The following is an 11,598-nucleotide window of genomic DNA, read 5'->3' as shown; positions in this document are numbered from 1 at the left end:
TTATAGATGATTTCCTCACCTAAGATCACATTTTATTCTTTTTTCCACTTCAATCTAAGAATTGAGAAAAAAGCAAAACCTTATATTATACCATAAAAAAATTATGCAAGAGGTCTAATTAGGATTGAATAATCAACAAACAACTAAACAACGATTAATAGATAGTTGGAATGAAGCTTATAGTGATGGATTGGACGAATCAGAAACTTTAATGTTAGAGGGAATACGGCATCATCAACGCCAATTATCTGAGTAAATATGACGATTTTTCAAGGAGAGATTTATTGGATTGATTTAGGAGAACCACAAGGTTCTGAACCTGCTTATCTTCGTCCTTGTGTTGTGGTGCCAAATGATGCTCTGAATCAGTCACAAATTGGTACGGTTATTGTGTGTCCATTAACAACTAATTTGAGAGTGTGATAATTTTTGCTTATGGAATCGTGAAATGCTTATCAGGCAAGACTTTTAGTGCTATTTGGCGGAATAAACTATCAGTATAGACCTCGTTTCCACACAGAAACCAGAAGAGCCCTATTTATTGGGAATGTTTTATTGAATGAGGGTGAAGGGAATTTACCTGAATCCAGTGTTGTTAATGTTTCACAGGTTTTCACGGTTGATAAGCGTCTTTTAACGGAGTCTATCGGAAGACTTTCTCGGGAAAAAATCAAATTAATTATTCAGGGAATTAAGTTGGTTATTGAACCTCAAGAACTCGAATAATAGGGTGTTATAAAATATAAAATTATAAAAAAAGCGATCAAGCTACCGCTCAAATAATTGCCCAAAGATATCTAGCCGCTAGTCCCTGTTTAGAAACCTTGCTAAAACTTCCAGAATTGTGTGATAATTTTTGCTTATGGAACCCTGAAGTGCTTATTGGGCAAAACTTTTAGGACTATTTTGCGGAAGAAACTATCGGTATAGACCTCGTTTCCACACAGAAACCAGAAGAGCCGGTTATCATTATGCTACTCACCTAATTAGTCTCAATTTTGATCCTAATTTTTATCGGTCTATTCAAGTCAATTCCGATACAGATTATCTGCTGCTTCGCCTACGGCAAACTCACGATATCTGGCATATAGTAACGGGTTTTGGTGTTGATGTTATGGGAGAATTGCAACTGAAAGCTTTTGAATTAAGTCAAAGTCGTCGCCCTCTAGCTATTGTCCTACTTTTAGGGGGATTATTCGGAGCTTTATTTTCTTCCCCACTTTCCTTAGGCTCTCTCTGGGAAGAGATTGTCATCGCCTATAATTTGGGCAAAAATACTCGACCTTTTTTAGCGCAAAAATGGGAACTAGCTTGGGAGAAATCCTTGCTAGTTTGGCGGCAAGAATTGGCGATTGTCCACTCGAACCTAGAAAATTAATTTTGCTGGACTACTTAAGTAAGTGGTTATAATTAAGTTGAAGATAGATTTTGTCTTTGATCCCCCCTGCCCCCCTTAATAAGGGGGGTGCCGATAGGCGGGGGGATCCCCCCTTAATCCTAGGGTTGATTCATAGTAGGGTTGATTCATGAATCAACCCTACGATTAAGGGGGGAAATCTGATAATTTTTAACGCCTACCTACTTAAAATAATCGACTAACCCGAATAAATCCCGATTAATCGGACAAAATAAGGCAATTTGCCGATTCAGGGGCCAGAGGACAGAAAAATTGTCAGACAATCGGGAAAAAGTGACGGAGGAAAAATTTTTCCGAACAGGAGTAGCAAAAAAATCCCAGTCCGGGTAAAATTGATTATCGATCGATTGTGTGAGGAGTCCGATCCCCATGACCAATAAACACACAGCAAGACTGCTGGGCAGTTACCTGCAGCGCCTGCCTGCCCATAGTTGGCTCGTCCTAGTTTTTTGGGCTTTGATTATTGCTCCAGTCCAAGCTGCTGTCGAGTTACGCATTGCTATCAGTAAAGGTGTTAGCGCCGTCTCCGTGGGCAGTTCCACCGATGCTGTGGTGAAAGATGGGGCTGGCAGAGTCCTAGGAGAATTGACCGCCATGAATGCCCTCAATGCTAATCCCAGAGGAAAAGCGGTGGGTTTGGCCGATTGGCAGGCCAGTCAATTGATCATCGAACCGGAGAATGATGGTTACGTCTGGATTAATGATCGCTGGTATCGAGGACGAACAAGGATCATTCGGCAGGGTTCTGGGGTGACAGCCCTAAATTTAGTCGATTTAGAGGAATATCTCTATAGTGTAGTCGGTGCGGAGGCGATTCCCTCCTGGCCGCAAGAGGCCTTAAAAGCCCAATCTGTGGCGGCGCGCACCTATGCTCTCTACCAAATGAATACTTCTGGTAATCGCATCTACGATCTCGATACTACCACCCGCACCCAAGTTTATAAGGGTCTAGAAAGCGAGTTTACTAGCACCCATGAGGCAGTTAATGCCACCGCCGGACAAATTATGAGTTTCAACGGCAAACCGATTCTAGCGGTGTTTCACTCCTCCTCCGGGGGTCATACGGAAAATGTCGAAGATGTTTGGAATTCCCCCTTACCCTACCTGCGCGGTGTCGTCGATTACGATCAAGTCGCCCCGGTATTTCAATGGTCAAAAAACTTTAGTGCCAGGGAATTAGGCCGTTTAATCGGTGGTGTCGGTCGCGTGCGATCGCTATCTCCCGAAAGGATCACTCCCCACGGACGGGTGATTAGAATGCGTATAGTGGGCGATCAAGGCTCTAAATTAATCTCTGATACCCAATTACGGCGAATACTCGAGCTGCGTAGTACCCTATTCACGATTTCAGCTAATAACGGTACTTTTGCCATCAATGGTCGCGGTTTCGGTCATGGGATCGGTTTAAGTCAATGGGGTGCTTTTTCCCTCGCTGACCAAGGGGTGACTTATGATCGCATTCTCAGCCATTATTATCAAAATGCTCGTTTAACTGAAATGCCCAATTAAAAAGGCTGTCAGCCATTTCCAGTGAACAGTGAACAGTAAAGAGTGAACTGATAACAAGGATTGAATCTAAAACCTAATTGGTTAGGCTAAGTAGGGAGGCACAATTATTTGTGGGATGGGTTAGCGGTAGCGTAACATGAGCGGGCGTTGGGTTTCATGCTTCAACCCAACCTACGTTCATCTAATCACTGATCACTGATCACTGATAACTGATTATGAGATAATGTCTGATCTCACTTGTAATTTTTGACTTGCATGACCATCGTTACCGAAGCCTTAACCGAGTTGGAACCAGTCATAAAAACTACCTTTACCGTCGAGGAAATTCGCCAACTACTGCCCCATCGTTATCCCTTTGCCCTAGTTGATCGGATTATTGACTATGTACCAGGTAAAAAAGCCGTTGGCCTAAAAAATGTCACGATCAACGAGCCTTTTTTTCCCGGTCATATTCCCAGTCGTCCCTTGATGCCGGGGGTGTTAATTGTTGAATCTATGGCCCAAGTGGGGGGGGTGATTTTGACCCAATTACCCGGGATGAAAGGGAAATTTTTTGCCTTCGCTGGCATTGATAAAACCCGTTTTCGTCGTCCTGTGGTGCCGGGGGATCAATTAATCATGACGGTGGAATTATTATCCTTCAAGATGAATAAAATTGCTAAAATGCAAGGGGAAGCAAGAGTCGATGGGCAATTGGCCGCCCAGGGCGAAATGATGTTTTCCGTCTTTGATTGACCTATGAATTTTGATCGAGATCGTCTCCGACAAGAACTAAATTTATTTGCTATTCTAGGGGCTTTTATCACCAATATTTTCGCTAATATTTTCCCTCTTAAGGGCGAAAATATCGGGGCTATCTCGAATACAGTTTTTCAAGATGTCTTAATTATTCCCGCTAATTATGCTTTTGCGATCTGGGGATTAATTTATCTGGGTTTAATTAGTCTGGGAATTTACCAAGCTTTGGCTTTTAATAAAACTGAACCGCGTTTGCGTCGGTTAGGCTACGAATTAGCCATCGCTAGTGCTTGTCAGATTCTCTGGGTAATTTTCTTTCAATTGCGTTTTTTTACCCTGTCTTTACTGGCAATGCTAGGCATTTTATTTTCTCTCATCCAGCTTTATCTTCGCTTAGAAATTAATCGCTTGATTGTCAATCGTAAACAGGGTTTATTAGTTAATGCTCCTATTAGTATTTATTTCGCTTGGATTAGCGTAGCCACAATTGTCAACGTCGCTTCGGTGCTAGATTGGATCGACTGGCAGCGATGGGGTCTAACTGACCAAATCTGGACGGTAATAATCCTAGTTATCGGGGCGATAATCGCGATTTTAGTCGGTTTAAAAAGAAAAGATCGGGCTTTTATCGGGGTGTTTATCTGGGCTTTTTTGGCGATCGCTGTTAAACAGATTTCTCTGCCTCTAATTGCGATAACAGCGATTATATTAGCGATTACCCTAACTTTTCTAGTTTTTCGTGGCAATTTTCGTCCTCTGAGTCGTTAAGATGCGGGATCACAGCGAATTTCGACGATAAAGCCATCGGGATCGTAGAAGTAAACCCCTCTCCCAGTCGGCCGGGTCACGGGTCCACTAGCAATAGTAATTCCCTGACTTTGTAGCACTTCTAGGGCAAAATCGAAGCATTCCGGGGCAATATCGAAGGCTAAATGATTGGCACGGGTAAAAGCGATTTCGGGATTGTCGTCGGGAGGGTTTAAATCTGGTTCCCAAAATAGGTCAATTACTTTACCATCGGGGGTGATAAAATTGGCCACTTTTCCTTGGGCAACTAATTCTTTTAAGGTACTGGGAATTTTTTCGCCCACTAATTCCTCTAATCCTAATATTTCCCCATAAAAATGACGAGAAGCCTCCATATCTTTGACGTTGAAAGCGATATGATGGACTTTTCGCAGTTGACCGATTTTGAGTTTTTTCGTGGTTACGGAAGGGCTAATAGTCATTTTAGTTATCATTTATCAGTAAAGGATTGGGGGATTTTTCAGTGAACAGTAATCAGTAATCAGTGAAAAGACAGCACTATTAATGTCATTTAATACTCCTCATTTAATACCGCTAACTGATAACTGATAACTGATAACTGATAACTGATCAGGCTGGCGACTTAAGAGTTAATTTTTTGCAATAATTGTCGAATGGATTCTGCATCTTGAGCGTTGGGTAGGAGGGCAAGATAGAAGCCTAAATCCTGTTGCGCTTGGCTGAGTTGTCCAATTTGATAGTAAACTAAACCTCGATCGCGCAGCTCTAGGGGATGATTAGGAATGAGCAAAAGTAGTAGATCTATTGTCCGAATTGTCTGAGACCATTGTTGACGATTCAGGTAAATATATTTTAAATTAGTCAACAAACGTAATAAAATTTGCTGATTGGTAGCAATATTGAGAAAATGTTCTTCTAATTTAACTGGCTGTTGATAAACTTGACTTAATCTTTCTTGACAGTCCTGTTTAAATAGGATTTCACCACCGTGAAAGGGATCGACAAAAATTTCCACTTCCTCGAAATCGGGACGGATAATAAAATGGCCGGGCATACCAATTCCTACCATGGGAAAATCGATCTGTTTGGCAATCTCTAAATAGATAATCGAGAGAGTGAGTGGGATACCCGTGCGGCGATCAATTACGTCATTTAAGTAGCTATTGCGGGGGTCATAGTATTCTTGGTTATTACCAGTAAATTGTAAATCTTCAAACAAATATTGATTGATAACCTTGACTATTTTTAAAGGATATAATCTATCGGGTAGGCGTTTTTTTACCTCGTCAGCCATTAAATTTATTCTATTTAAATAGTGATCAATTTTGAGACGGGGATATTCAAAATTGGCTATTTGTAGGGCTGCCCGAGCTAGATTTATCTCAGGGTCAGGATGTTGAATTGTTTCGATGAAAGCTTGGTATAAGAGTTCAAGGGTCATTAGAAAAGGGTATTAATCAGATTATCAACTATTTTAACCGATCCTTCCGGTTTTATGGCCTCTCTTTTCTGATCACCATTAAAGATTCATCGGTTTAGACGAGCTTTCCCTGGAGGAGTAACGAGAAATCTGGTCAATATCTAGATTAACCACCGCTTTTTCTAAAGGGATCGTGCGACAATTTTTATTTTGAGCCTGCACTTGATAAACTAATTGATTTGTCCAATCTAAAGCAGTTAACCAACCACTTTGAGGATGATAAACCCCAGTTTCAATGTCTAGCCAACCGCTGCCGCGAGCTAGTTGCCCCGGTTTGACATCGGGAAAGGTAAAGGTTAAAGTATGACCTGTGATAATTAGTTTATCCTTGAAATAGGGTTGGGTCATGGTATGAAATTCATTTCTAATCCAACAAAACTGCTCGTTTGTTTGCTGTTCAAGGGGATATTCTGGGTGTACTCCTGCGTGAACTAACCAAATATCTCCTAGGTCTAAATAAGCGGGTAGGGATTGGAACCAATTGATATGTTCGGCGGGTATATTGTTATTATAACTTAGTAGTGTCGCCGCCCCGCCACTCTCAATCCAGCCGTTGAACCATTTTTCAGAAACTTCTTTTCCCGTCAGAGCTTTTAAGAGCATATATTCATGATTTCCTAGGAGACATTGGTAGTTATTTTTGATGACAAAATCCACCACTTCCAAGCTCTGCTGTCCTCGATCGATTAAATCTCCCAGAAAATAAACCTCATCCTCACTATCGGGAGCAACTCGGTTTAATAGTCGCAAAAGTGTCTGAAAACTGCCATGCACATCTCCGATAATAATACGACGCGGTTCTTGAGTCTGTTTCTCTATTTTTTTAAAAAACACACACCCCTCTCTAATTGCTGAGATTGCTACTCTTTTATCGCTAAAAAAGCAGTTTTTATAAGGTCTTAATTTTATTATAGGACAAAGCTTTCCCTCTGACAGTCACTGGTTTTGGGGAACGCCGGAACTGCGGGAGAAAGGCTGTAAGTAGGTGGGTGGAATTAAATATAAGATGAACTTAGGTTGGGTTGAAGCATGAAACCCAACTACCGCATGGGTTACGCTACCGCTAACCCATCCTACAAATAATTGTGCCTCCCTACTTAATTGTTTTGTAAAGTATTTTTGCAATCTCTGGGCAGGGAGCGGACAGGTTATGGTATTATTTTTTTATGATCAGTTTTTATATAATTGGATGTCAGCAACTATGAACTAACGCACAGATTACCATTATATAAAAAAGTATCTCACAAAAATGCTCCCTTGTCAAGCATGATCAAAAAAAAAGTTTTTTTTGAGATTATAATAAAAAAAAAATTAGTTTTCTGCTGCTATGATAACCCTAATTAACGCTAGAATTCCCGCCTATCAGGATCGACAACAAATAGAGATAAATGCTGCGGGAAAGATCGAGAGAATCACGGAGATGGGGGGAAGGAAAAAAGGGGAAAAGATTATCGATATGGAAGGGGATTGGCTATCGTTAGGAGGAGTAGATTTACAGATCAACGGAGGATTAGGATTAGCATTTCCCGACTTAGAAATAACAGATCTAGAAAAATTAGATAAGATTAGCGATTATCTGGGGAATCAAGGAATTGATGGTTATCTTCCCACCCTAGTCACCACGTCCGTGGAGAAATTTCAAAAATCCCTCTCAGTAATTGCCAAATATATCGAGAAACAGAAACAGGAAAATCGAGCGAGCGCGCAGGTTTTAGGAGTACATTTAGAGGGACCATTTTTAAACTATGAAAAAAGGGGGGCGCATCCGGGACAATATCTTTTAAACCCAAGTATAGAAACAGTAGATAAAATCTTTGGGGACTACTTATTGATCGTAAAAATTATCACCTTAGCCCCCGAATTAGATAGTAGCGGTACTGTAATTAAATACCTAAGCGATCGAGGGATTACCGTCAGTTTAGGACATTCGCAAGCGAGTCAAGAAATAGCCAAAAAAGCCTTTTTACAGGGGGCAAAAATGGTTACTCATGCCTTCAATGCCATGCCTCCTTTACACCATCGTCAACCGGGGTTATTAGGGGAAGCAATTATCAATTGCGATGTCTATTGTGGGTTAATTGCCGATGGTCAACACATCCATCCAACCATGATAGAATTATTACTAAAAGCCAGTAATTATCATCGAGGAATTTTCTTAGTTAGTGATGCTTTAGCGCCGATTGGTTTGGGGGATGGTGTCTATCCTTGGGACGAGAGAGAAATTGAAGTTAAACAGGGAACAGCAAGACTTTTTGACGGTACTTTAGCGGGAACAACCTTACCCTTATTACAAGGAGTAGCCAATTTAGTTAACTGGGGAATATGTGATTTAGAAACGGCGATTATTCTAGGCACAGAATCCCCCAGAAAAGCGATCGGATTAGCGGGTTTATCAGTGGGACAACCTGCCAACTTTTTGCGCTGGCAATCGGCATCAAATTGGGAAAGATTGGATTTCCGTCAGCATTTTGGACTCTAACTGTTGAATGAGGGTATCAAGATCCACTTCGAGGCGATCAAAACATTCAGGAGGGGAAAGATCGGGTTGAAAATAAATCAATTTTACCTGACCATCACCGATAGCGACTATAGCCACTTCTTCCCTGGGATTATAGCGATAAATAATCCCAAGCATCTCTTGAATTTTACAATTAACCTGGCGATTTAATTTCTCTAGGGACTCCCTAGAACAACAGACAAAATGAGGCTGAGGTTTAAGATCAATGCCCAGGGTTTCTTGAGCATCTTCTCCCCATTCCGAGAGTAAACCCCACATTAAACCGGCTAATTCCTGTTGATTTTCTTGCACGAATTGATCTAATTGATAGCGCCATTGATTAGCGGGATCATCGGGTATTGCTTGTTCAAATCTCATCATTAGCCTCTTTTCAGTTATCAGTTATCAGTTATCAGTTATCAGTTGTCAGTGATCAGTCATCAGTGATCAGTGATCAGTCATCAGTTATCCGTTATCCGTTATCCGTTATCCGTTATCAGTCCTTAACAAGGAGGGTGCCGATCCCCCCTGCCCCCCTTGATAAGGGGGGTGCCGATAGGCGGGGGGATCCCCCTTGATAAGGGGGGAATCTGACAATTTTTAACACCTACCTACTTATCGACGGTACTCATCACCGCAATCACCGATTAACTGCAATAAATCCCGGGATTTTTGCAAGACATGATCAATTTTTTGATAGTCTTGGGGAGATAATTGAAAATCGAAAATACGGGCATTTTCCTGGATATGTTCAGCAACTCCCAAACGCACCCCGATAATTGCTCCAGCTACGGCTTTTTGTTCGAGAACGTAACGCACTGCCACATTAGGAATGGTGACGTGATAGGAATCAGCGATCGCTTTAAGAACAGTTAATAATTCTTGGAATAATTGCCAGTTTCCCCAAGCATCGATCATGTTTTTATATTTCCGTAAACTAGCGGTATTGAGACTCATGGGATTGGGTTCAGGATGACCGAGATATTTTGCCCCTAATAAGCCTCCTGCTAGAGTACCATAGGCCAGTAGATAGATGTTATGTTCTTGGCAAAATTGTGCCATTTTGACGAGGGGACGGCGATCAATTAGGGAAAACTGGACTTGATTGGAGACTATTTTAATCCCGGTGCTGAGAATAATTTTTAAATGTTCCGTGTCGAAATTAGTCAAGGCTAGGTGTTTAATTTTGCCTTCCTGTTGTAATTCTCCTAAAAAATATAAGGCATCTAGATAATTGTTATCGCGATAATCCCACCAGTGAAACTGCAATAAATCGAGACTATCCACATCCATGCGACGTAGGGAAATAGCGATATTTTTTGCGACTATTTCCTTAGTCATTTTACCCGGACGGGGAACCCATTTAGTGAAAGCTTGCAGATTATTTAAAGCATCAATGCCCCTTTGGGCGACTAATTGACGACGAAATTCACCGATAAAATCTTCGGCTGGACCGTAATGATCGGCCAGATCCCAAGTGGTGAAACCGGCATCTAGATAGGAGAACATACTAGGGATCGCTTTTTGGGGTGCGATCGAACCATGGGCGCCTGAAACCTGCCACATTCCGTTCAAAATACGGCAAATTTCCAGATCGGGGGTAAACTGTAAGCGACGAGATTCGGACATGGGGACTTTTCAGTGTTGCCAAAGGCACGGCGTAGCCGTCCAGTAAACAGTAAACAGTAATCAGTGAAAAGACAGCAGAAAACTGCCATTGAATACTGCTCACTTAATATTCTATTCTCCTACTGACCACTAATCACCGATTACTGATTCAAGACAGATCGATCGTCCCTGTCTGGAAAAACGCAGTCAAGGGGAAGACTTTCGGAAAAATCTCCCCCTGTTTAGGTTTTTGCTGCTCAATTTTTGCCCGGTTAATATTCCACTTCCAATCGCGCTGCGGTGACAGCATCAAAAGCGAAAGCGAGAACTATAGGCATAGGACAAGCGAGGATGACACAGAGAATTAAAGCTGTCACAGTCAATCCAATCGCCATTCCTAACCAAAGTTTTTCGGCAGGGGATAGACCTTTTTGACGCTTAATATTTTGTAACACTTTGGTGGGAATTGGTTCTGGCATGACGGCATTGGGAGGGAATGCCCAATAATTACTGTAGCGTTCGAGAAATAGCTCTGTCCAGCCGTTTTCTTGACACCATTCTTGAATCCATGGTTCGTGAAAGTGTTTCATTGCTTCCCTGTTGACTTTTTCTGGTGATTACTTTAAACATCTCTTGATGCGAACTTCATCCTAGCAAAGCTATCTTAAGGGTCGATCGGATTCAATAAAACTTAATATATGAGTAGTCGGTGGGTAAAATGTATTCTAAGATACAGTGCCAGCGAACGACCAGAACGAACCACAAAGACACAAAGGACACAAAGATCGATCGCTCCTATATAAGTTAAACCGATCACACAAAAGGAAATAATTGTTAAAAAATTTCGGTTCTTGATTCGGTACAGATTGCCTGTAATTTTTGGTCCCAAGTATCGAGGGGAAGGGTATCGAGATAGGCAAAGTCAAAGACAATCCCGATCGAGGGGATAGCTTGCCATTCGGGGGAATGTAGGAGACGATCAAAATAACCTCCCCCGTAACCTAAGCGATAACCTTGGCGATCGCAAGCGACGGCGGGAATTAACAGTAAGTCCACTTCGGCAGGTAAAATGAGAGGAGCGATCGCTGTTGGTTCATAGATGCCATAACGATTTAATTCTAGGGGATCGTCGGCAGTCCAACAGTGCCAAGTCAGGCTATCTCCGTCACAACGGGGAAAACCCCAGCGATGGTGTTGACAAAATAAGGAACTTAAATCCGGCTCTTGACGATAACTGAAGTAAGCGAGAATGGTTTTAGCGTGTTGAAAGAGGGGTAAAGATTGTAAATTTTTGCAAAGTTGCTGACTATTTTCTTGCCAAATATGCTTAGTAAGCGATCGTCTTTGGGCAATTAGTTGTTTGCGTAATTGGGCTTTTTTGGTAGCAGAATTCATAAAATAAAGATAAATAGGAGAGTAAGTAGCTGGTTATAATTAAATTGAAGATGGATCCCCCCTTAATCCTAGGGTTGATTCATTTAAATTAAGTATAGCTAATTTTGAGTCAATAAATTTGACTGAAGATTCTCAATTTTATCTTTCTCTAACCAAAAGAGTTAGTCACAATAACTAATATTTAAT

13 protein-coding genes and 1 pseudogene are annotated in these 11,598 nt (G+C 41.5%); 7 read left to right on the top strand and 7 right to left on the bottom strand.

From position 1 onward, the window contains the following. The first annotated feature begins 124 nt into the window (after nucleotides 1-124). The 6 genes and pseudogenes from EWV66_RS08880 to EWV66_RS08855 all read left to right on the top strand — a co-directional run bounded on the left by EWV66_RS08880 (nucleotide 125) and on the right by EWV66_RS08855 (nucleotide 4,432). A complete protein-coding gene (locus EWV66_RS08880; RefSeq protein ID WP_287108794.1) occupies nucleotides 125-256 on the top strand; it encodes a hypothetical protein in 132 nt (43 codons plus the stop codon). Nucleotides 257-258: 2 nt separating this feature from the next. After that, nucleotides 259-726 (top strand): annotated as a pseudogene (locus EWV66_RS08875) (type II toxin-antitoxin system PemK/MazF family toxin). A gap of 259 nt (nucleotides 727-985) precedes the next feature. Beyond that, on the top strand, nucleotides 986-1,378 hold the full coding sequence (locus tag EWV66_RS08870; RefSeq protein ID WP_128575146.1) for a Coq4 family protein: 393 nt from the start codon (nucleotides 986-988) through the stop codon (nucleotides 1,376-1,378). Nucleotides 1,379-1,786: 408 nt separating this feature from the next. Then, on the top strand, nucleotides 1,787-2,926 hold the full coding sequence (locus EWV66_RS08865; protein WP_002762368.1) for a SpoIID/LytB domain-containing protein: 1,140 nt from the start codon (nucleotides 1,787-1,789) through the stop codon (nucleotides 2,924-2,926). Between the two features lie 255 nt (nucleotides 2,927-3,181). Next, nucleotides 3,182-3,661, top strand: a complete 480-nt coding sequence (fabZ, locus tag EWV66_RS08860; protein ID WP_002734156.1) for a 3-hydroxyacyl-ACP dehydratase FabZ — start codon at nucleotides 3,182-3,184, stop codon at nucleotides 3,659-3,661. Nucleotides 3,662-3,664: 3 nt separating this feature from the next. Continuing rightward, a complete protein-coding gene (locus tag EWV66_RS08855) occupies nucleotides 3,665-4,432 on the top strand; it encodes a TspO-related membrane protein (RefSeq protein WP_052275896.1) in 768 nt (255 codons plus the stop codon). Here EWV66_RS08855 and EWV66_RS08850 read toward each other — a convergent pair. From EWV66_RS08850 to EWV66_RS08840, 3 genes are all read right to left on the bottom strand, one after another. After that, complete coding sequence (locus EWV66_RS08850) at nucleotides 4,429-4,893, bottom strand: VOC family protein (RefSeq protein ID WP_052275895.1); 465 nt, start codon at nucleotides 4,891-4,893, stop codon at nucleotides 4,429-4,431. The genes EWV66_RS08855 and EWV66_RS08850 overlap by 4 nt on opposite strands. A gap of 161 nt (nucleotides 4,894-5,054) precedes the next feature. Continuing rightward, nucleotides 5,055-5,873, bottom strand: coding sequence for a SirB1 family protein (locus tag EWV66_RS08845; protein WP_002765776.1), 819 nt, complete (start codon nucleotides 5,871-5,873; stop codon nucleotides 5,055-5,057). A 78-nt stretch (nucleotides 5,874-5,951) separates the two neighbouring features. Next, the gene (locus EWV66_RS08840) at nucleotides 5,952-6,746 is read right to left on the bottom strand and encodes a metallophosphoesterase family protein (protein WP_052275894.1); all 795 of its coding nucleotides are present in this window, start codon (nucleotides 6,744-6,746) and stop codon (nucleotides 5,952-5,954) included. Between the two features lie 493 nt (nucleotides 6,747-7,239). Here EWV66_RS08840 and nagA point away from each other — a divergent pair, with 493 nt between their 5' ends. Then, a complete protein-coding gene (nagA, locus tag EWV66_RS08835; protein ID WP_072924701.1) occupies nucleotides 7,240-8,391 on the top strand; it encodes an N-acetylglucosamine-6-phosphate deacetylase in 1,152 nt (383 codons plus the stop codon). On the opposite strand, the gene ccmS is transcribed toward nagA, so the two are convergent. From ccmS to EWV66_RS08815, 4 genes are all read right to left on the bottom strand, one after another. Then, a complete protein-coding gene (ccmS, locus tag EWV66_RS08830) occupies nucleotides 8,347-8,787 on the bottom strand; it encodes a beta-carboxysome assembly chaperone CcmS (protein WP_287108796.1) in 441 nt (146 codons plus the stop codon). The two genes, nagA and ccmS, sit on opposite strands and share 45 nt — an antisense overlap. A gap of 237 nt (nucleotides 8,788-9,024) precedes the next feature. Continuing rightward, complete coding sequence (locus tag EWV66_RS08825; RefSeq protein ID WP_185236891.1) at nucleotides 9,025-10,038, bottom strand: aldo/keto reductase; 1,014 nt, start codon at nucleotides 10,036-10,038, stop codon at nucleotides 9,025-9,027. Between the two features lie 251 nt (nucleotides 10,039-10,289). Continuing rightward, the gene (locus tag EWV66_RS08820) at nucleotides 10,290-10,607 is read right to left on the bottom strand and encodes a slr1957 family protein (RefSeq protein ID WP_002733676.1); all 318 of its coding nucleotides are present in this window, start codon (nucleotides 10,605-10,607) and stop codon (nucleotides 10,290-10,292) included. Between the two features lie 244 nt (nucleotides 10,608-10,851). After that, nucleotides 10,852-11,412 (bottom strand): 5-formyltetrahydrofolate cyclo-ligase, encoded by a 561-nt coding sequence (locus tag EWV66_RS08815; RefSeq protein WP_002740951.1) that lies wholly within the window; start codon nucleotides 11,410-11,412, stop codon nucleotides 10,852-10,854. Nucleotides 11,413-11,598 lie beyond the last annotated feature (186 nt).

Origin of the sequence: Microcystis sp. M_OC_Ca_00000000_C217Col (assembly GCF_007095585.1) — a bacterium.
GTDB classification, from domain to species: Bacteria; Cyanobacteriota; Cyanobacteriia; order Cyanobacteriales; family Microcystaceae; genus Microcystis; species Microcystis panniformis.
This window is presented reverse-complemented; position numbering and strand designations above follow the sequence as displayed.